General features: G+C 72.2%; 17 protein-coding genes. 7 read left to right on the forward strand and 10 right to left on the reverse strand.

Translation table 11 applies throughout. The features are described from left to right. Positions 1 to 5: 5 nt before the first annotated feature. Both metG and J3P38_RS03075 read right to left on the reverse strand, forming a co-directional pair. Positions 6 to 1,823: a methionine--tRNA ligase gene (metG, locus tag J3P38_RS03070; RefSeq protein WP_210502645.1), complete on the reverse strand. Its 1,818-nt coding sequence runs from the start codon at positions 1,821 to 1,823 to the stop codon at positions 6 to 8. 63 nt (positions 1,824 to 1,886) lie between these two features. Then, positions 1,887 to 2,486: a mycothiol-dependent nitroreductase Rv2466c family protein gene (locus J3P38_RS03075; protein ID WP_210502646.1), complete on the reverse strand. Its 600-nt coding sequence runs from the start codon at positions 2,484 to 2,486 to the stop codon at positions 1,887 to 1,889. Positions 2,487 to 2,564: 78 nt separating this feature from the next. Between J3P38_RS03075 and pepN the strand changes: the two genes are divergently transcribed. Continuing rightward, on the forward strand, positions 2,565 to 5,117 hold the full coding sequence (gene pepN / locus J3P38_RS03080) for an aminopeptidase N (protein ID WP_210502647.1): 2,553 nt from the start codon (positions 2,565 to 2,567) through the stop codon (positions 5,115 to 5,117). A 513-nt stretch (positions 5,118 to 5,630) separates the two neighbouring features. Here pepN and J3P38_RS03085 read toward each other — a convergent pair. Beyond that, positions 5,631 to 6,014 (reverse strand): DUF5130 family protein, encoded by a 384-nt coding sequence (locus J3P38_RS03085; protein ID WP_210502648.1) that lies wholly within the window; start codon positions 6,012 to 6,014, stop codon positions 5,631 to 5,633. Next, positions 6,001 to 6,375 (reverse strand): hypothetical protein, encoded by a 375-nt coding sequence (locus J3P38_RS03090; RefSeq protein ID WP_210438390.1) that lies wholly within the window; start codon positions 6,373 to 6,375, stop codon positions 6,001 to 6,003. The genes J3P38_RS03085 and J3P38_RS03090 overlap by 14 nt, the downstream gene beginning before the upstream one ends. Before the next feature lie 30 nt (positions 6,376 to 6,405). Between J3P38_RS03090 and J3P38_RS03095 the strand changes: the two genes are divergently transcribed. Both J3P38_RS03095 and J3P38_RS03100 read left to right on the forward strand, forming a co-directional pair. Further along, positions 6,406 to 7,470 (forward strand): mechanosensitive ion channel family protein, encoded by a 1,065-nt coding sequence (locus J3P38_RS03095; protein ID WP_210438391.1) that lies wholly within the window; start codon positions 6,406 to 6,408, stop codon positions 7,468 to 7,470. 42 nt (positions 7,471 to 7,512) lie between these two features. After that, positions 7,513 to 7,890 carry a globin gene (locus J3P38_RS03100; protein ID WP_210438392.1) on the forward strand — a complete coding sequence of 126 codons (378 nt, stop codon included), beginning with the start codon at positions 7,513 to 7,515 and terminating at the stop codon, positions 7,888 to 7,890. Here J3P38_RS03100 and J3P38_RS03105 read toward each other — a convergent pair. Then, positions 7,874 to 8,746 (reverse strand): acyl-CoA thioesterase, encoded by an 873-nt coding sequence (locus J3P38_RS03105; protein ID WP_210502649.1) that lies wholly within the window; start codon positions 8,744 to 8,746, stop codon positions 7,874 to 7,876. The genes J3P38_RS03100 and J3P38_RS03105 overlap by 17 nt on opposite strands. Before the next feature lie 142 nt (positions 8,747 to 8,888). Between J3P38_RS03105 and J3P38_RS03110 the strand changes: the two genes are divergently transcribed. Further along, positions 8,889 to 10,103: an acetyl-CoA C-acetyltransferase gene (locus J3P38_RS03110; protein WP_210502650.1), complete on the forward strand. Its 1,215-nt coding sequence runs from the start codon at positions 8,889 to 8,891 to the stop codon at positions 10,101 to 10,103. A gap of 45 nt (positions 10,104 to 10,148) precedes the next feature. Further along, positions 10,149 to 10,643 carry a MarR family winged helix-turn-helix transcriptional regulator gene (locus J3P38_RS03115; RefSeq protein ID WP_210502651.1) on the forward strand — a complete coding sequence of 165 codons (495 nt, stop codon included), beginning with the start codon at positions 10,149 to 10,151 and terminating at the stop codon, positions 10,641 to 10,643. A 54-nt stretch (positions 10,644 to 10,697) separates the two neighbouring features. Here J3P38_RS03115 and ettA read toward each other — a convergent pair whose 3' ends face one another. From ettA to J3P38_RS03140, 5 genes are all read right to left on the reverse strand, one after another. Continuing rightward, the gene (gene ettA, locus J3P38_RS03120; RefSeq protein WP_210438396.1) at positions 10,698 to 12,380 is read right to left on the reverse strand and encodes an energy-dependent translational throttle protein EttA; all 1,683 of its coding nucleotides are present in this window, start codon (positions 12,378 to 12,380) and stop codon (positions 10,698 to 10,700) included. Between the two features lie 69 nt (positions 12,381 to 12,449). Continuing rightward, positions 12,450 to 12,869 (reverse strand): single-stranded DNA-binding protein, encoded by a 420-nt coding sequence (locus J3P38_RS03125; RefSeq protein ID WP_210502652.1) that lies wholly within the window; start codon positions 12,867 to 12,869, stop codon positions 12,450 to 12,452. A 167-nt stretch (positions 12,870 to 13,036) separates the two neighbouring features. Continuing rightward, on the reverse strand, positions 13,037 to 14,692 hold the full coding sequence (locus tag J3P38_RS03130; RefSeq protein ID WP_210502653.1) for a YfjP family GTPase: 1,656 nt from the start codon (positions 14,690 to 14,692) through the stop codon (positions 13,037 to 13,039). A gap of 40 nt (positions 14,693 to 14,732) precedes the next feature. Next, entirely contained in the window at positions 14,733 to 16,586 is a 1,854-nt protein-coding gene (locus J3P38_RS03135; RefSeq protein ID WP_246855616.1) for a dynamin family protein, read from the reverse strand. Further along, complete coding sequence (locus tag J3P38_RS03140; RefSeq protein WP_210502654.1) at positions 16,583 to 17,701, reverse strand: PrsW family intramembrane metalloprotease; 1,119 nt, start codon at positions 17,699 to 17,701, stop codon at positions 16,583 to 16,585. The genes J3P38_RS03135 and J3P38_RS03140 overlap by 4 nt, the downstream gene beginning before the upstream one ends. A 105-nt stretch (positions 17,702 to 17,806) precedes the next feature. Between J3P38_RS03140 and J3P38_RS03145 the strand changes: the two genes are divergently transcribed. After that, positions 17,807 to 19,222 carry an aminopeptidase P family protein gene (locus J3P38_RS03145; protein WP_307807682.1) on the forward strand — a complete coding sequence of 472 codons (1,416 nt, stop codon included), beginning with the start codon at positions 17,807 to 17,809 and terminating at the stop codon, positions 19,220 to 19,222. A 14-nt stretch (positions 19,223 to 19,236) separates the two neighbouring features. Next, positions 19,237 to 20,352 (forward strand): 23S rRNA (uracil(747)-C(5))-methyltransferase RlmC, encoded by a 1,116-nt coding sequence (rlmC, locus tag J3P38_RS03150; RefSeq protein WP_210502655.1) that lies wholly within the window; start codon positions 19,237 to 19,239, stop codon positions 20,350 to 20,352. The last annotated feature ends 1 nt before the right edge of the window (position 20,353 follow it).

Here is a 20,353-nt window from a genome sequence, read left to right on the forward strand (position 1 = left end):
GGAGCCTAGCCAGCGCTGGCGCGCGCGAGCTCCTCCTCCACCACCGACGGGTCGAGCTTGCGGAACACCGGCGTCGGCTTGGCGACCTTCGCCCCCACGACGACCGGGCGGGACTCCCACGCCGGCGTCGCGGAGTACTCGCCGGTGATGACGGAGTACGCCGTGTGGCCGGCGCCGTTGCCCGGCTCGAGCTCCTCGACCTGCTCGATGCGCGGCATCGGCATGAACTCCCCCTCGCCACCGAGGACCGTGTGCACCTTGTTGGCCGAGTGGGGCAGGAACGGCGAGAGCAGGGTGTTGCAGTCGCTCACGCACTGCGCGGCGACGTGCAGGACGGTCCCGAGGCGCTCGCGCTGCGACTCGTCCTTCATCTTGTAGGGCTCGGTGACCGTGAGGTACTTGTTCACCTCGCCCACCACGCGCATCGCCTCGGCGATCGCGGCGCGCAGCCGGTGCTTCTCCACCAGGCCGCCGACGGTGGCGAAGCCGTCGCGGACCGTGGCGAGGACCCTCTCGTCGACCTCCTCGAACGGACCGGCCGCCGGGATCTCCCCGAAGCTCTTCGCGATCATCGTGGCGGTGCGGTTGACCAGGTTGCCCCAGCCGGCGACGAGCTCGGAGTTGTTGCGGGTCACGAAGTCGGCCCACGTGAAGGCGGCGTCGGAGGTCTCCGGGCCGGCGGCGCAGATGTAGTAGCGCAGCGGGTCGGGCCCGTAGCGGGCGAGGAAGTCACCGACGTAGATCACGTTGCCGCGGCTGGTCGAGAACTGCGAGTCGCCGAAGGTGAGGAACTCGCTGGAGACCACCTCGGTGGGCAGGTTGAGCGTGCCGAACCGTCCGGGCTCACCGCCCTTGTCGCCGCGCCCGTTGTAGGCGAGCAGCTCCGCGGGCCAGATCTGGGAGTGGAAGACGATGTTGTCCTTGCCCATGAAGTAGTAGGACTGGGCGTCCTCGCCGTCCTCGGCGGGGCTCCACCACTCGCGCCACTTCTCGGGCTCGCCCAGCCGCCGCGCCCACTCGATCGAGGCGGAGAGGTAGCCGATGACCGCGTCGAACCACACGTAGAGCCGCTTGGTCGGCTGGTCCTCCCAGCCGGGCACCGGGATACCCCAGTCGATGTCGCGGGTCATCGCGCGCGGCCGGATCTCCTGGAGGATGTTCTGGCTGAACTTGATGACGTTGGGACGCCACAGGCCGGTCGCCTCGCGCTGGTCGAGCCACTCCCCCAGCGCGCCGGCGAGCGCCGGCAGGTCGAGGAACCAGTGCTGGGTGTCGCGGAACTCCGGGGTCTCCCCGTTGATCTTCGACCGCGGGTCGATGAGGTCGGTCGGGTCGAGCTGGTTGCCGCAGTTGTCGCACTGGTCGCCGCGCGCCTCGGCGTACTTGCAGATCGGGCAGGTGCCCTCGATGTAGCGGTCGGGGAGGGTGCGGCCGGTGGACGGGCTGATCGCCGTCTTCGTCGTCTCCTCCACCATGTAGCCGTTGCGGCGGCAGGTCTCGAACATCTCCTGCACCACGGCGTAGTGGTTGCCCGTGGTGGTGCGGGTGAAGAGGTCGTAGGAGAGCCCGAGGCCGCACAGGTCGTCGACGATGACCTGGTTGTACTTGTCGACGAGCTCGCGCGCCGGAAGGCCCTCGTTGTCAGCCAGCACGAGGATGGGCGTCCCGTGCTCGTCGGTGCCGCTGACCATCAGCACGTCGTGACCCGCCATCCGCATGAACCGGCTGAAGACGTCGGAGGGCACGCCGAAACCGGCCACGTGGCCGATGTGGCGCGGGCCGTTGGTGTACGGCCAGGCGACGGCGGACAGGACACGAGTCATGGGCGCAAGCCTAGTGACCGGGCGCCGCCCCGCTTGCGCGGGTCGGCACCCGGACGAGTGCTCTCAGCTGAAGTCGAGGTCGCCCGTGCGGCTGCGCTTGAGCTCGTAGAAGTAGGGGAACTTCGCGACGGCGACGGCGCCGTCCCACAGCTCGCCGGCCTCCTCGCCGCGGGGGATCCTGGACAGCACGGGACCGAAGAACGCCGAGCCGTTGATGTGGATGGTCGGGGTGCCGACGTCGTCGCCGACCGGGTCCATGCCCTCGTGGTGGCTCTTGGCCACCGCGTCGTCCAGCGACGCGTCGTCCCACGCCTCGATCAGCTCGGCCGGCAGCCCCACGTCGGCGAGCGAGGCGGCGACGGTCTCGCGCGAGAGCTCCTCGCCGTTGTTGTGACGGCGGGTGCCGATGGCGGTGTACCAGTCGCCGAGGGTCGCGTTGTCGTACAGCTGGGCGATCCGGATCGCGACGCGCACCGGCTTCTCGGTGCCCTGCAGCATCTCGCGGTAGTCGGCCGGGATGTCCTTGTCCTTGTTGAGGTAGGCCAGCGACATCACGTGCCACTGCACCTCGATGTCGCGGACCTGCTCGACCTCCCGGATCCAGCGCGAGGTGATCCAGGCGAACGGGCAGAGGGGGTCGAACCAGAGGTCAGCGGTAGCCATGACGACCACAATCCCCCGCCGCGGCCGCCTATTCCCCCGGTGTGGGCCCGGCCACGCCGCCGGTGGCAGGATGCCCGCATGCCTGGAACCAACCTCACCCGGGACGAGGCCGCCACCCGCGCCGCCCTCCTGGACGTCGCGGCGTACACCGTCGACCTGGACCTGACGTCAGCCACCCGCTCCGAGGAGACCACCTTCGTCTCCACCACCACCGTGGAGTTCACCTGCCGCGAGCCCGGTGCCAGCACCTTCGCCGACCTGGTCGCCCCGAGCGTGCGCGAGATCACGCTCAACGGGCGCAGCCTCGACCCGGCCACGGCGTACGCCGACAGCCGCATCGCGCTCGACGACCTCGAGGCGACCAACACGCTGGTCGTCACCGCCGACTGCGCCTACTCCAACACCGGCGAGGGTCTGCACCGGTTCGTCGACCCGGCGGACGACCGGGTCTACCTCTACAGCCAGTTCGAGGTGCCGGACGCGCGCCGCGTGTTCACCACCTTCGAGCAGCCCGACCTCAAGGCCGTCTTCACCTTCAACGTCACCGCGCCCTCGCACTGGGTGGTGGTCTCGAACGCCGCCACCCCCGAGCCGACCGAGGCCGGCGACGGCGCCTCGCTGTGGCGCTTCCCGACCACGAAGCGGATGTCGACCTACATCACCGCGATCGTGGCCGGCGAGTACCACGGCGAGCACGACACCTACGAGGGCAAGTTCGGCACCATCCCGCTCGGTCACTACTGCCGCCAGTCGCTCAAGGAGCACATGGACACCGGCGAGCTCGTGAAGCTGACCAAGCAGAGCTTCGCGTGGTTCGAGGAGCAGTTCGACTACCCCTACCCGTTCGGCAAGTACGACCAGCTCTACGTCCCCGAGTACAACGCCGGCGCGATGGAGAACGCCGGCTGCGTCACGCTGCGCGACGAGTACCTGCCCCGCAGCCGCCAGCCCCGGTCGTTCTTCGAGTTCCGCGCCTCGGTGATCACCCACGAGATGGCGCACATGTGGTTCGGCGACCTGGTGACGATGAAGTGGTGGGACGACCTCTGGCTGAACGAGTCGTTCGCCGAGTGGGCCTGCTACTGGTGCGAGGCCAACGCGACCGAGTTCACCGACGCGTGGACCGGCTTCGCGAACGCCCGCAAGCAGACCGGCTACCGCGCCGACCAGCTGCCCTCGACGCACCCGATCGCGGCCGACAACGTCGACCTGCACGCGGTCGAGGTCAACTTCGACATGATCACCTACGCCAAGGGCGCCTCTGTGCTCAAGCAGCTGGTGGCGTGGGTGGGCATCGAGCCGTTCCTCCAGGGCCTGCGCGCCTACTTCAAGGAGTGGGAGTACGGCAACCCGGAGTTCAAGGACCTGCTCGCCACGCTCGAGAAGGCCTCGGGCCGCGAGCTCCAGGGCTGGGCCCAGGAGTGGCTGCAGACCGCGGGCGTCAACACCCTCGCCCCGTCCTTCGAGGTCGGCGACGACGGCGCCTACACGTCGTTCTCGGTGACCCAGTCCGCCCCCGAGGAGTGGCCCACCCTGCGCCGCCACCGCCTCGGCATCGGCCTCTACGACCAGGTCGAGGGCCGCCTCGTGCGCCGCGACTACCTCGAGATCGACGTCGACGGGGCGAGCACCGACGTCCCCGACCTCGTCGGCGTGGCGCAGCCGGCGCTGCTGCTGCTCAACGACGAGGACCACGCCTACGCCAAGATCCGCCTCGACGACCGCTCCCTGGAGACGGCGATCGCCTCGCTCTCCACCTTCGAAGACTCGCTCCCCCGCGCGCTCGTGTGGGGTGCCGCGTGGGACATGACCCGCGACGGCGAGATGCGCACCCGCGACTGGGTGGACCTGGTGCTGGCGAACATCGGCCAGGAGACCGACGCCTGGGCCGTGACCCGCATCCCGGCCTCCACCGCGCTCGCGGTCGCCTTCTACAGCGATCCCGACCACCGTCGCGAGCTCAAGGCCACCTGGGAGTCCGGCCTGCGCGAGCTGCTGCTCGCCGCGGAGCCCGGCAGCGACCACCAGCTGACCTTCGCCCGGTCCTACGCCGGGGCCGCGCACAGCGACGCCGCGCTCGACGACCTCATCGGCCTGCTCGACGGCTCCTTCACCGTCGAGGGCCTGGCGATCGACCAGGACATGCGGTGGACGCTGATCACCGCGCTCGCGAGGTCCGGCCGCTTCGGCGACGCCGAGATCGACGCCGAGCTCGAGGTCGACAAGACGATCTCCGGCAAGGAGAAGGCCGCCGCTGCCCGCGCCTCCCAGCCCACCGCCGAGGCCAAGGAGGCGGCGTGGAACGCGCTCCTCGACCCGGCGACGGCCAACGAGACGTCGCGCGAGATCGCGTTCTCGATCTTCCGCTTCGGCCAGGAGGACGTCATCGCGCCCTACCTCGAGAAGTTCCTGGACGCCTCCGCGACGCTCGTCGACGTGCTGGGCTTCCACAAGGCGTCGGTGATCCTGGAGTACGGCTTCCCGAAGCCGCTCGGCTCGGAGGCGACGCTCGCGCGCCTCGACGAGTGGCTCGCCGGCAGCACCGCACCCAAGCAGGCGCAGCGCTACGTTGGCGAGGCGCGGGCGGAGATCGCGCGGGCGCTGACCGCCCAGAGGTTCGACGCCAGCTGACGAGTGGGCGCCGGTGTCCCGCGATCACGCGTCGAGTGGGCGCGGACGTCCCGCGATCACGCGTCGAGTGGGCGCGGACGTCCCGCGATGACGCGTCGAGTCGGCGCTTGTGTCCCACGATCACGCGTCGAGTGGGCGCGGACGTCCCGCGATCACGCGTCGAGTTGGCGCGAGTGTCCCGCGATCACGCGTCGAGTTGGCGCGAGTGTCCCGCGATCACGCGTCGAGTTGGCGCGAGTGTCCCGGCGAGACCGGGGCACTCGCGCCGACTCGGCGCCCCTCCGCGGCGCACTCGCGCCCACTCGGCGCCCCTCTGCGGCGCACTCGCGCCCACTCGGCGCCCCTCTGCGGCGCGCTCGCGCCCACTCAGCGCACCTCTGCAGCGCACTCGCGCCCACTCAGCGCTCCACCGCGGCGCACTCACGCCCACTCGGCGCGCCTCCGCGGCGCACTCGCGCCCACTCAGCGCGCCTCCGCAGCGCACTCACGCCCACTCAGCGCCCCTCCAGAGCGTCAGGCGTGCAGCGTGTTCTGCGGGCGCGCGTGCTCGGCGAGCATCGCGATGCCGCGCTGGAGGCCGCCCAGCACGTTGCCGTCGGCGAACTCCGACGACATGGCGAGCACGGCGAGCTCGACCTCGCCGTCGGTGAGGTGGCGGCGGACCTCGCCGCCGGTGACGACCTCGATCACGCGGCGGGTGGGGTCGACCATCACGAGCACGCTGCGCGCGGGCGCCACGAGACGGTTGTGCAGGCGCGTGGCCCACGCGCGGGTGTCGTCGCCCTCGGCGGGACCGACGTAGACCGAGAACTCGAAGCGGCAGGACTGCTCGGCCAGGCGGATGGTCTTGTCGAGCGCCAGCCGGTCGGCCTCGCTCAACAGCTCACCAGCGGCCACTGGCGCCACCCGCTCGGGAGTCCTCGCCATCGGGCGCGGGGAGCTCGGCGACACCCTGGCGGGGGCCACCGATCCACTGGCCCTCGCCGGTGGAGTGGTCGGGGAGCAGCTTCTCGCCACGGACCATCGCCGGCAGGTAGACCGCCAGGACGATCAGCAGGAACAGCACGAGCGGCGCACCGACGTAGATGCCGAACGCGTGGAGCGCGTCGAGGTTGTTGACCTCGGTCGCGCCGCCCCACCCCTCGGGCACGTCGGCGTACGCCGGCGCGGTCAGCAGGGCCAGGGCCGGCGCGCTGGTCAGGACGAGGGCGCGGAGGCCCCGTCGCGTCGTTCGGGGGCGTCGGGCGTGCGTGCTCACGGCTACAAGGCTATCGCCATACTGGCGGGCATGCCTCACCCCCTCACCACCCCGATCCTCCACCTCGCCGAGCCCTCCGGGAGCGACACCGACTCCCTTGCCACGTGCTCGAGCGACGAGTGGCTCTGCAGCCGGGTCCTGGAGTGGACGGGCAACGAGAGGCTGGCCACCACGGTCGACTGGATCGTGGGCAAGCCCTCGGCCCTGGCGGGCCTCCTCCTCATCGGTCTCGTGGTCCGGTGGCTGCTGCACCGGCTGATCGACCGCATCATCAGGCGCGCCGAGTACGGCGTGCTGCCCGACCGCCTCACCCGCGCGATCACCGGCGGCCGGATGGGCGCCGCGCTGAACCTGCGCGACGACCCGGGCTACACCCGCCGGGTGCAGCGCGCGGCCACCATGGGCTCGCTGCTCAAGAGCATCGTCACCGGCGTGGTCTTCGCCGTCGTGGCGCTGATGTTCATCTCCGAGCTGGGCTACGACATCGCCCCCCTCATCGCGAGCGCGGGCATCATCGGCGTCGCCCTGGGCTTCGGCTCCCAGACGCTGGTGAAGGACTTCCTGTCCGGCATCTTCATGATCTTCGAGGACCAGTACGGCGTGGGCGACGTCGTCGACCTCGGTGAGGCCTCCGGCACCGTCGAGGCGGTGAGCCTGCGCGTCACCCGGCTGCGCGACGTCAACGGCACGGTCTGGTACGTCCGCAACGGCGAGATCCTGCGAGTGGGCAACATGAGCCAGAACTGGGCGCGCACGGTGCTCGACGTGACCGTCGGCTACACCGAGGACCTGGTCCACGTGCGCCGCGTGCTGGAGGAGGTCGCCCACGACCTCTGGGTGGACGAGGACTTCCAGGGCCTCATCATCGAGGAGCCCGAGGTGTGGGGCGTGGAGTCCCTGGGGGTCGACGGCATCGTCATCCGGGTGACCCTCAAGACCGCACCGATGGAGCAGTGGGGCGTGGCCCGGGCGATGCGCGAGAGGGTGAAGGCACGCTTCGAGGCCGAGGGCATCAACCTCGCCGTCGCGCAGCGGGTGATGTGGCAGGAGAGCGCCCCCTCGGCGGCATCCGCCGAGTCCACCGAGAAGGCGTAGCCCCGGCCGAGGGTCGCTGGCGTCCTGCGGGACAATGGCAGCGTGACCACCACGTTCTACGACGAGATCGGCGGCGAGGAGACGATCCGCGCGATCGTGCACCGCTTCTACGCCGGGGTCGCCGAGGACGAGGTGCTGCGGCCGATGTACCCCGAGGAGGACCTCGGTCCCGCGGAGGAGCGGTTCGCGCTGTTCCTGATCCAGTACTGGGGCGGGCCCACGACCTACTCGGACAGCCGTGGGCACCCGCGGCTGCGGATGCGGCACGCGCCGTTCAAGGTGACGCCGGCGGCCTCCGAGCACTGGCTCCGGCACTTCCGCGCCGGCCTCGACTCCGTGGAGCTCACCGAGGAGCAGGACGCCCGGTTCTGGGACTACGTGACCCACGCGGCCCAGTTCATGGTCAACTCGATGGAGTGACGTCCGCGGAGCCGCCCGGCCCGATCCGCCGGAGCTCCTCCGGCACCGGCGCCGGCCGACCGGTGGCGCTGTCGACGCAGACGCCGACGACCCGCGCGCGGGCGAGGACCTGGTCGCCGTCCCGCACGACCGACTCGAACACCACCGAGGTGCTGCCGACGCGCGAGATCCACGTCCGGCAGTCGTAGGGCTCGGGCCGGAAGAGGATCGGCCGGCGGTAGTCCACGTCAGTCTGCGCGACCACGAGGTGCTGGCCCTCGCCGAGCTCGCGGCCGGTGGCGACCAGCAGCTGGATGCGGGCCTCCTGGAAGTACTCGAAGTACTTCACGTTGTTGACGTGGCCGTAGACGTCGACGTCGCTGAACCGGACGTGGACCGGGTAGTGCCCGCCGGGCACCTCGACGACGTCGGGGAGCGCGGGTGGTCGGACCGGCTCGTCGGGCTCGAGGAGCCGCGACAGCGCCTCACGCTCGGCCTCGCCCAGCCGGCGGGGCCGCTCGGCGCCGAAGACGTACGGCGTCAGGACGGTCCGCGCGCGGAGGAAGACGGTCCGCTCGCCGGCCTCGTCCTCCTCGAAGACCTCGTAGGCCATCGTGAAGCTCGCGCCGCGGATCTCGGTGACCCAGCACTCGATGGCCACCGGCTCGAAGCCGAACGTCAGCGAGGAGACGTAGGTGACCTCGTGCCGCACGACCACGACGCCCTCGGCCAGGTCCTCGGCGCGGCTGTCCGGCGCGTGGGTGCGGAACAGGTCGACCCGCGCCTCCTGGAGGTAGTCGACGTAGGTGACGTTGTTGACGTGGCCCAGCAGGTCGAGGTCGGCCCACCTCAGCGGACAGCGGTAGAGATGGCGCACGGCCCGATCGTCGCAGATCCCGCCGCGGGCGGCGATCGGTACGGGCGCGGACGACCGGTGCGGTGGAGGCCGAGCGAGGCCGTGTCCGGCGCGGCGCTAGGGTGCGAGGAGACACCGAACCGACGAGTAACCGGAGTTCCCCATGCCCGAGGCAGTGATCGTTTCCGCAGCGCGCTCCCCGATCGGCCGCGCCAACAAGGGCTCGCTCAAGGACTTCCGCCCCGACGACCTCACCGCCCTGGTGGTGCGGGCCGCCCTGGAGAAGATCCCAGCGCTCGACCCCGCGGCCATCGAGGACCTCCTGCTCGGCTGTGGCCTGCCGGGCGGCGAGTCGGGCAACAACATGGCCCGCGTGGTGACGACCCTCCTCGGCCTCGAGGTGCCCGGCGCCACCGTCACCCGCTACTGCTCCTCGTCGGTGCAGACCACCCGGATGGCCTTCCACGCCATCAAGGCCGGCGAGGGCGACATCTTCGTCTCGGCCGGCGTCGAGACGGTGTCGCGCTTCGCCAAGGGCACCTCCGACCACCTCCCCGGCACGCGCAACCCGCTCTTCGACGACGCGGGCGCACGCACCCAGGCGTACGCCGAGGGCGGCCGGGACTGGCACGACCCGCGCGAGGACGGGCAGCTGCCCGACATCTACATCGCGATGGGCCAGACGGCGGAGAACGTCGCCCGGCTGCGCGGCCTCGACCGCCGCGAGCTCGACGAGTTCGCGGTGCGCTCGCAGAACCTCGCCGAGAGGGCGATCGCCGACGGCTTCTGGGAGCGCGAGATCACCCCGGTGACGCTGCCGGACGGCACCGTCGTGGGCAAGGACGACGGTCCGCGCGCCGGGGTGACCTACGAGGGCATCGCCGGGCTGGACCCCGTGTTCCGACCCGACGGCGTGGTGACCGCCGGCAACTGCTGCCCCCTGAACGACGGAGCGGCTGCGGTCGTCGTCATGTCGGACACGAAGGCCGCGGAGCTCGGCCTGACCCCGCTCGCACGCATCGTCTCGACCGGCGTCTCGGGGCTGTCGCCCGAGATCATGGGCCTCGGGCCCGTCGAGGCGACGCGCAACGCGCTGAAGTACGCCGGGATGAGCATCGACGACATCGACCTGGTCGAGATCAACGAGGCGTTCGCGGCTCAGGTGGTGCCGTCGTACCAGGACCTCGGCATCGACATCGACCGCCTCAACGTCAACGGCGGCGCGATCGCGGTCGGCCACCCCTTCGGCATGACCGGCGCCCGGCTGCAGAACACGATGCTCAACAGCCTCGACTGGCACGACAAGTCGACCGGCCTCATCACCATGTGCGTCGGTGGCGGGCAGGGCATGGCGATGATCCTCGAGCGGCTCTCCTGAGCTCTCCTGAGCGGTACTGGCGCGGCCCGCACTAGGCTGGCCGACATGACCACGACGGGCGAGCCGCGCTGGCTCGACGACCACCAGCAGCACTCGTGGCGTGCCCTCATGATGGGCATGACCCTGCTCGAGGAGCGCCTCGACGACGACCTGCGGCGCGAGTTCGGCATGTCGCTGACGGAGTACGAGGTGCTCGTGCGGCTCTCCGAGCGTCCGGGCCGCGCCATGCGGATGGCCCAGCTCGCCGACGCCATGGCGCACTCGCGCAGCCGCGTCACCCACACGGTCGCCCGCATGGAGGCCATCGGCTACGTCTCGCGCGGCACCACGCCCGAGGACGGGCGCGGTGTGGTGGCGACGATGACGGACAAGGGCTACGACCTGCTCGTGCGCGCGGCTCCGTGCCACGTGGAGAGCGTTCGCCGCAACCTGCTGGACCTCGTCGCGCCTGAGGACTTCGCCGCCGTCGGCCGGGTGTTCGACCGGGTCGCCGACCACCTGGTCACCCGCCACCCCGAGAGCGAGATCCGCACCAGCTGACCGCGCGCCGCGCGCGGCCACCCGGGCGGTCCCGCGGACCGTCCCGGGCGTCGCTCAGTCGCGCGTCAGGCGGCGGTGCGTGACCCGGTGCGGACGCGCGGCGTCGATCCCGAGGCGCTCGACCTTGTTCTCCTCGTAGGACGCGAAGTTGCCCTCGAACCAGAACCACTTCGCCGGGTCCTCGTCGTCGCCCTCCCACGCCAGGATGTGGGTGGCCACGCGGTCGAGGAACCACCGGTCGTGCGAGGTGACCACGGCACAGCCGGGGAACTCGAGCAGCGCGTCCTCGAGCGAGGACAGCGTCTCGACGTCGAGGTCGTTGGTGGGCTCGTCGAGGAGCAGCAGGTTGCCGCCCATCTTGAGGGTCAGGGCCAGGTTGAGCCGGTTGCGCTCACCGCCGGAGAGCACGCCCGCCTTCTTCTGCTGGTCGGGACCCTTGAAGCCGAACGACGCGACGTAGGCGCGGCTGTTCATCTCGAAGTTGGCGACCTTGATGAAGTCCAGCCCGTCGGAGACGACCTCCCACACGTTCTTCTGCGGGTCGATGCCGCCGCGGCTCTGGTCCACGTAGGACAGCTTGACCGTCTGCCCCACGGTGAGCTTGCCCTCGTCGGGCTCCTCGGAGCCGGTGATCATGCGGAAGAGGGTGGTCTTGCCGACGCCGTTGGGACCGATCACGCCGACGATGCCGGCGCGGGGGAGCTTGAACGACAGGTCGTGCATGAGGGTGCGGCCCTCGAAGCCCTTCTCCAGGTCCTCGGCCTCCAGCACGACGTCACCGAGGCGCGGCCCCGCCGGGATGTTGATCTCCGAGGTGTCGATCTTGCGCATCCGGTCGGCCTCGGCCGCCATCTCCTCGTAGCGCGCCAGGCGCGACTTGCTCTTCGCCTGCCGGGCCTTGGGGTTGGAGCGGACCCACTCCAGCTCCTTCTCGAGCATCTTGGCGCGCTTGGCGTCCTTGAGGCCCTCGACCTTCAGGCGCTCGCGCTTGGTCTCCAGGTAGGTGGAGTAGTTGCCCTCGTAGCCGTGGATCTTGCCGCGGTCGACCTCGGCGATCCACTCGGCGACGTTGTCGAGGAAGTAGCGGTCGTGGGTGATCGCCATGACGGCGCCCGGGTAGGTCTTGAGGTGGCCCTCGAGCCACTGCACCGACTCGGCGTCGAGGTGGTTGGTCGGCTCGTCGAGCAGCAGCAGGTCGGGCTGCTCGAGCAGCAGCTTGCACAGCGCGACGCGGCGGCGCTCACCACCGGAGAGGTTGTCGACCAGGGCGTCCGGCGGAGGGCAGCGCAGGGCGTCCATGGCCTGGTCGAGGCGGCTGTCGAGGTCCCACGCGCCGGCGTTGTCAAGCTCGGTCTGCAGGTCGCCCGTCTCGAGCATCAGCGCGTCCTGGTCGGCGTCGGGGTCGCCCATCTCCATGTAGGCGTCCTCGAGGCGCTTCATCTTCGCCTTGAGGTCCGCGACCGCCTCCTCGACGTTCTCCAGCACGGTCTTGCCCTCGGTGAGCGGCGGCTCCTGCTGCAGCATGCCGACCGTCGCCTCGGGGTCCTTGATCGCGTCGCCGTTGTTGGCGTGCTCGAGGCCGGCCATGATCTTGAACAACGTGGACTTGCCGGCTCCGTTGGGTCCCACGACGCCGATCTTGGCGCCATGGAGGAACGAGAGGGTGACGTTGTCGAGGACGACCTTGTCACCGTGGGCCTTGCGCACGTTGCGCAGCGTGAAGACGTACTCAGCCATGCGGGCGAGCCTACGGGGAACCGCACCCCGGCCGACAATCGCACCGCGGCGGCTGCGGCCCGCCGCCCGTCATGCCGCGCGCTGCCCGGCGGCCGGTGCCGCGGCACCCGCCGGCGCGGGGCCCTCCACGTGCTCGGCCACCGACCTCGCGAACGTGCTCGTGCCGTGGGTCAGGTCGTGGCCGACGGCGGACGCGACGACCTCGAAGGAGGTCTGCTGCTTGCCGTCACGCTCCCACACGTCGGCCACCAGCCTGCCGTGGACGACGACGGGGTCACCGGTGCTGAGCGAGGCGGCGACGTGGCGGGCGAGCCGGTTCCAGACCTTGACGGTGTGCCACGAGGTCGCGCCCGTGACCCACTCGCCGTCGCGGTAGCGGCTGGGCGTGCACGCCACGCGGAACGAGGCCACGGCGCGACCCTCGGCGAGCTCGCGCAGCGTCACGTCGCCGCCGACACGGCCGGTCAGCGTGATCTGGGTGTCGTACATCGGTGTCTCCTGGGGTCGGCGGCGGTGGGTCCGCCGCGATGACCCAAGGCTCGACATGCCGGCCGACAGCGGGGCGCCCGAGCGCGGGGCGCCTGTGGAGGACCTGCTGACGGCGCGGGCTGTGGACGCTTCCGGGCCGAACGGCCCCGGGGCTCTGGGCGGAGCGGTCAGCGCAGCGCGGCTGACAGCCCCTGGCGCACCTCGGCGTAGGAGGCGATCTCGGCCTGGATGGGCGCGACGACCAGCTCGGCGGAGACCTCTGAGATCGCGTCGCGCAACCGCTTGTCGGCGGTCCGGGCCCGCTTCCTCGCCGTAGCGGCGACGAGCCAGCGGCTCACGAGGGCCAGCAGCAGGCCGAGGAGGATCCCGCCGAGCAGCAGGAGGGTCGGCAGGGGGAAGCCGGCGACCTCGGGCGTCGGGGGCTCGGGCAGCCGGGCGTAGGACCCGAGCGCGAGCAGGGCCAGCCAGCCCGCGCCGACGACCGCGGAGAGGATCAGGACGTACTGCAGCACGCGCACGAGGTTCGCCCACACCGGGATCCTGGTGGCGCCGAGGTCGGTCGTGGCGACCGCTCGGTCGAGGCGGTCGCCGAGGTCGGGCAGCCGCGAGACCGAGGCGGCGCGGACGGCGGCCGCCCACGACGGGGCCATGCCCTCCCCGACCTGGTCGGCCAGGGCACGGACCTCGGTGTCGACGCGAGCGCGCTGCACGCCGGTCGCCTTTGGGACCGAGGTGCGCGCGGCGCCCGTGAGCTCCTTGCCGGCGGCGCCGAGGTCGAGGTGCAGCCGCTTCAGCGGGTCGGGCTTGAGCCGGGAGAACCACGCGGTGACCGGCCAGCCGGTGGCGCGGTTGGCACGCAGCCGCGTGGAGTCGGCGACGGCCTTGACCACCGTGGGCACGCCCGCCGCGTCCGCGAAGGCGTCGTCGAGGGCCGCGACGCGCTCCTTCGACAGGGTCGGCGCCTTGCTGGTGCCGACCGCCGCCTCGAGGCGCTCGGCCGCGGAGCGCACGTCGGCCTCGAGGCGTGACCGGGTCACCTTCTTCTGCGCGACGCGCTCGGCGATCATGCCGCGCAGCTCGTCGATGCCCCATCCCTGTCGGGCGCTGACCGGCAGCACCGGGACGCCGGCCAGCCCGTCGGCCTCGAGCAGCCGGCGGACGTCCTCCACCATGCTGGCGCGGCGGTCCTCCGGCACGGTGTCGATGTGGTTGAGCACCACGAGCATCACGTCGCGGTGCCCGGCGAGCGGCCTGAGGAAGCGGTCGTGGATGGCGGCGTCGGCGTACTTCTGCGGGTCGAGGACCCACACGAGCATGTCGGCGAGCTGGACCAGCCGGTCGACCTCGAGGTGGTGGGAGACCTCGGTTGAGTCGTGGTCGGGCAGGTCGAGGAGCACGACGCCGCGTAGGTCGACGTCCTCGTCGGCCTGGGAGAGCATCGAGTCGCGGGTGACCTGGTGGCGGCCCGGGATGCCGAGCCACTCGAGCAGCTCCTCGGCGCCCTGCTTGCCCCACACGACGGCCGTCGCCCACGAGGTGGTGGGCCGGCGGACGCCGACGGCGGCGAGCTCGAGCCCGCTGAGCGCGTTGAAGGTCGAGGACTTGCCGGATCCGGTCGCCCCGGCGAGGGCGACCACGGTGTGGTCGGCGGAGAGCTTGAGGCGGCTCGCGGCGCGGGAGGCGACGGCCATGGCGTCGTCGACGACGGCGTCGTCGACGCGACCCCGGGCACCGGCGGCGGCGCGCTCGAGTCCTTCGACGCGGGCGCCGATGTCAGAGCTCCTGGTGACCAGCTTCTTGGCCCCTTCGAGCAACGACGTCATGGCTCCCTCACGGTCCGGTGGCTGTGCGTGCGCCACCAGCCTAGGGGGCGCCGTCCCCCGTGCCCGACATCCGGGGCGGCTCGTCCTGCGCCGGGTCCTGCCCCGGCTCCTGCGACGGGTCGCCGGGAGCCCCTGCGGGGTGCGTCGCGGCGTAGCGCAGGTCGTCCACCTTGCGGGCGGCCGCGCGCAGCCGCTCCGGCGCCTCCGGGGACACCTCGAGGCTGTCGAGGAGGTCGGTGTAGCGGCGTCGCTCGGCGTCGAGGAGGTCACTCATGGACGCCTCCAGCCGGCGCCGGGCGCGCTCGGCGAGGGACCGCACCGCCTGGTCGCCGAAGACCGCCTCGAGCAGCTTCTGCCCGAGGAGCGCCGACCCGCCGGCGATGCCGGCCTCCGCCCCGACGAGCATCCCTCCGGTGTGCGCGAAGACGACGACCATCAGCGCGACCGCCAGGCCGTTGACGCCGAAGGCGAGGAAGCGCGCGGTCGAGCGCTTGTCGGCGCCCTCCGAGCGGACCATGTCGAGCACGTCGGCCTGCCAGTCGCGCACCGCGCGCTCGGCGCGCCGGCGGAAGTCGCGCGACGCGCGGCCGAGGTCCTCACCGGCGTCGCGCAGCAGGACCTGGCCGGCCGCGGTGCTGCGCCACGACGCCTCGGCGCGCTCGGCGGCCGCCTCGGCGTGCTCGAGGATCAGCGTCTCGAGGCCGGACTCCACGGCGACGGTGACCCGCTCGGCCTGCTGGGGCTTGCCCTTGACGGCGCTGACCACCCGGTCGCGGATCCACCCCACCCGGGTCTCGAGCGTGCGCAGCAGCTCGCCGGTGCCCACGAACTCCTGCCAGCGGGCCAGCACCTCGCCCCGCAGCAGCGTGCCGTCGGCCGACGCCTCCCCGACGGCGCTCACGGCTCGGTCGTAGGCGTCGTTGACGTCGTCGCGCAGCCGGCGCACCGCGTCGACCTGCTCGGTGGCGGCGTCGGCGACCGCGTGGGTACGCCGGCCCAGGGTGCGGATGGCGCCCTCGAGCGTCTGCTGGACCACCGCGCTGCGGGCCTCCTGGTCCTGGGCCAGCGCCTGCAGCCACTCCCGGATCTCCAGGACCGCCGTCGACGGCAGCAGCCCCATGTCGGAGACCTCGCCCTCCTCGACGATGAAGAGCGGCGAGTCCTTCAGCCCGCGGCTGGCCAGCATCCGGGCCAGGTGCGTGGAGATGGTGTCGACCGCGTCGGGCGCCGTCCGGTCGAGGACGATCGCGACGGCCGCCGAGCGCTCGGCGGCCCGACGGAGGAAGTCCCACGGCACCTGGTCGGCGTACCGCGCCGCGGAGGTGACGAACAGCCAGAGGTCCGCCGCGGCGAGCAGCTGCGCGGCGAGCAGGCGGTTCTGCTCCTCCACCGAGTCGATGTCGGGGGCGTCGAGCACGGCGAGCCCGGGTGCCATCACCGGGGACGGCACCAGCTGCAGCGCACCCGGGTCGTTGGTCTGCCGGTCGACGCGCTCGAGCTCGGGCAGCAGGCGGTCCTGGCCGAACCACTTGGCGTCGGAGGGGTGGTGCACGAGGACGGGCGAGCGGGTCGTGGGGCGCAGCACGCCGGGCGTGGTCACCCGGGTGCCGACGATGGAGTTGACCAGCGTCGACTTGCCGGCGCCGGTGGAGCCGCCGACGACCGCGAGGAGCGGCGCGTCGAGCGTCATCAGCCGCGGGATCACGTAGTCCTCGAGCTGGTCGACCATCTCCGCCTTCGCGGCGCGCTGCTCCTCGGCCCCGGGCAGCTCCAGCGGCAGGTGGGCCTCCTGCAGCGCCCCTCGAAGCCGCACCAGCGCGGTCACCATCGCGGTGGTCACGTCGGGCGTGCGTCCGGCTGCTGCGGCCGGCTCGCCGGCGTCGTGCTCGCTCATCGGGTCGGCACCACCTGTCCGGGGAAGGAGATGTAGGGACGGATGCGGCGCAGCTCCTCGACGTGCTCCTGGCCGCGGACGGAGAAGTCCGACGGCGCGGTGCCGCGGAGGTATCGGTGGTGGAGGTATCCCAGCTCGATCGCCGCGGCCTGGTAGGCCCGCATGCCGCGCTCGCCCTGCGGGCCGCCGTGGTGGCGGGCCCAGCGCCGGGCGTGCCGGCGGGCTCGCAGGTCGACGAGCCACGGGATGTCCGTCGCGGGCAGCAGCCCGCGGTCGGCGGCGTCCTGCAGCGCCAGGGTCAGCAGCGGCCGCTCCGAGCGCCGGCGGTAGACCGCGAAGGCCGCCACGCCGAGGAGGGCGGGGAGCATGAGGGTGCCGTAGACGACGAAGAAGTGACCGGTGCCCGACAGGGTGGAGGAGTTCCAGAGCCCGTGCAGCAGCGCCGCCAGCGCGAAGCCAGCGATCGGGGCGAGCAGCCGCACCCACGCCAGCCGGGCGGCGATGGCGAGGCCGACCCCGATGCCGATGAAGACGGTGAACAGGGGGTGCGCGAAGGGGCTGATCAGGCAGCGCAGGATGAACGTGCCGGTGAGCGCGGTCGTGCCGCCGGGGCCGAGGCCGTCGGTGCCGTCGTAGGCAGCGGCCAGGTAGAGGATGTTCTCGGTGAAGGCGAAGCCGATCCCGACCATGCCGGCGTAGACGATGCCGTCGAGCACCCCGTCGAGCTCGTGCCGGCGCCACCACAGGAGCAGCAGCAGGAACGCGCCCTTGGTCGCCTCCTCGGTGATCGGCGCCACCACGGCGAGGCTGTCGCGCTCGCTGGCGCCGCCGGCGATGCCGATGCCCTGGAAGACGAGCGCGGCCGCGGTCGCCACGAACGCCCCCCACAGCAGCCCGGCGAGGAGCAGGCTGCGCGGCTCGGGCTCGTAGCGGTCGAGCCACATGAAGCAGCCGACGAGCGGGCCGACGGGCACCGCTGCGAGGACCGCCGCGAGGGCGAGCGACCCCGGGGCGCCGGACAGGCCGACCACGAGCGCCATCGCGAGGCCGCCGAGCAGCACCAGGACGCCCACCACGACGGTGAACGCGACACTGTCGCGGCGGCTGCGGTGCATGGTCCCGACCCTAACGGAGCGGCTGCGGCGGGCCGGCGCTCGCCGCACCCCTACGGGGGACGGTTCTCCGCTCGCGGCGCCCGCGTGGCGGCGTACAGTGACCGCGTGAGCGAGCCGACCGCAGAGATCCCCGCCGAGACCGCCCAGACCGCCGACACCGCCGCTGACGGCGCCGGCGACCAGCCGAGGACCGAGTCGCACGACCCGGCCGTTCCCGCCGCCTACGCCGCCTTCATGCGCGAGGGCTGGGGCGACCGCGCGCTCGACGTGCCCCGCCACCCGGTCGCCGACCGTGCCGCCGACCGCCGCGCCCGGCTGGCCGAGGCGTTCCCCGGGGACCGGCTCGTGCTGCCCGCCGGCACCTACAAGGTCCGCGCCAACGACACCGACTACCGGTTCCGGCCCGACACCGCCCACACCTACTTCTCCGGCAACCAGACCTCCGACGCCGTGCTGGTGATCGAGGACGGCGAGTCCGTGCTCTACGCGCGCCCGCGGTCCGAGCGCGACACCGACGAGTTCTTCCGCGACCGGCAGTACGGCGAGCTGTGGGCGGGCCGCCGCCCGTCCGCGCAGGAGATCTCGGACTCCCTGGGCATCGAGGTGCGCCACGTCAAGGACCTGCCCTCGTTCGACGACGACCGCAAGACCCGCGACCTGACCACCGACGAGGACCTCGCCCGCGTGGCGGACGAGCTGCGGCTCGTCAAGGACGAGTGGGAGGTCGGCGAGCTGCAGGAGGCGTGCGACATCACCGCGCTCGGCTTCGAGGACTCCGTGCGCGAGTGGGACCGCGTGCTCGAGTTCGGCGAGCGGTGGATCGAGGGCACGTTCTTCCGCCGGGCCCGCGCGATGGGCAACGACATCGGCTACGACTCCATCTGCGCCGGCGGCTCGCACGCCACGACGCTGCACTGGATCGACAACACCGGGGCGGTCGAGCCCGGCAAGCTGGTCCTGCTCGACATGGGCGTCGAGGGCCACAACCTCTACACCGCCGACGTGACCCGCACGCTGCCCGTCGACGGCAGGTTCAGCCCGCTCCAGCGGGACCTCTACGACCTCGTGCACCGCGCGCAGCAGGCCGGCATCGACGCGGTGCGCCCGGGCGTGCCGTTCCTGGCCGCTCACGAGGCCGCCATGCACGTGCTGGCCCACGGCCTCGAGGACATGGGTCTGCTGCCCGTCCCCGCCCAGGAGGCGCTCGACCCGGAGTCGAAGGTCTACGCACGGTGGACGCTGCACGGCACCTCGCACATGCTCGGCATGGACGTGCACGACTGCGGCCGCGCGTCCGCCGACATCTACCCCAAGGGCGAGCTCGCCGAGGGCATGGTGCTCACCGTCGAGCCCGGCCTCTACTTCCAGGAGGACGACCTCCTGGTCCCCGAGGAGCTGCGGGGCATCGGCATCCGCATCGAGGACGACATCCTCGTCACCGCCGACGGCAACCGGAACCTCTCAGCCTCGCTGCCCCGGACGTCGGCCGACATCGAGGAGTGGATGGGTCGGCTGCGCTGACCGTCCAGCCACTCGTGGACTGCCACCACTACGACGCGTTCCGCTGCCGCTCGTGCACCCTGCTGGCGGTCCCGCGCGCCCGCCAGCTCTCCGACAAGGAGGCGCACGCCCGGTCACTGGTGCCGGCCCCTGTGTGGCTGCCCACCGTGGCCGGGGCGGACGCGGGCTTCCGCAACAAGGCGAAGATGGCCGTGGGCGGCACGGTCGCGGCGCCGACGCTCGGGATCCTGGACCGCGACCTCGCCGGGGTCGACCTGCGTGACTGCGGCCTGCACTCCCCCGGCCTGACCGCGGCGCTCGACGGCGTCGCCGCCTGGATCAGCAGCGCCGGCCTGGTGCCGTACGACGTCGCGGCTCGAGCGGGCGAGCTCAAGCACGTGCTCCTCACCGAGTCGGGAGACGGCGCGCTCATGCTCCGGCTGGTGATGCGCTCGACCGCGCTCGAGGCGCGGGTGCGCTCGCGGCTGCCGGCCCTGCTGGAGGCGGTGCCGGCACTCCGGGTGGTGACGATCAACGTGCAGCCGGAGCACAAGGCGGTCCTCGAGGGCGAGCGGGAGATCGTGCTCACCGCCTCGTCGACCCTGCCGATGCGGCTGGCGACCGGCGTCACGCTCCGCCTCGGCCCGCGCTCGTTCTTCCAGACCAACACCCCGGTCGCCGAGGCGCTGTACGACCAGGCGCGTGCCTGGGTGGACGCGGTGCCGGACGTGCGCACCGTGTGGGACCTCTACTGCGGTGTCGGCGGCTTCGCCCTGCACCTCGCCGCACCCGGGCGCGAGGTGCTCGGCGTCGAGGTCTCCGCGGACGCCGTCGAGGCGGCACGGGCGACGGCGGCCGACCTCGGCGCCGCGGCGACGTTCGTGGCCGCGGACGCGACGGCGTACGCGCTCGCGCAGGACGCCGCACCGGACCTGGTCGTGGTCAACCCGCCCCGTCGCGGGATCGGCGCCGACCTGGCGGGCTGGCTCGAGGCGTCACCCACCCGCCACGTCGTGTACTCGTCGTGCAACGCCGAGTCGCTGGCGCGTGACCTCGAGGCCATGCCGTCGCTGCGGCCGGTCGAGGCGCGGGTGCTGGACATGTTCCCGCACACCAGCCACTACGAGGTGATGGTGCTGCTGTCCCGTTGAG

It is taken from the genome of Nocardioides xinjiangensis (assembly GCF_017916455.1).
Taxonomy (GTDB): domain Bacteria; phylum Actinomycetota; class Actinomycetes; order Propionibacteriales; family Nocardioidaceae; genus Nocardioides; species Nocardioides xinjiangensis.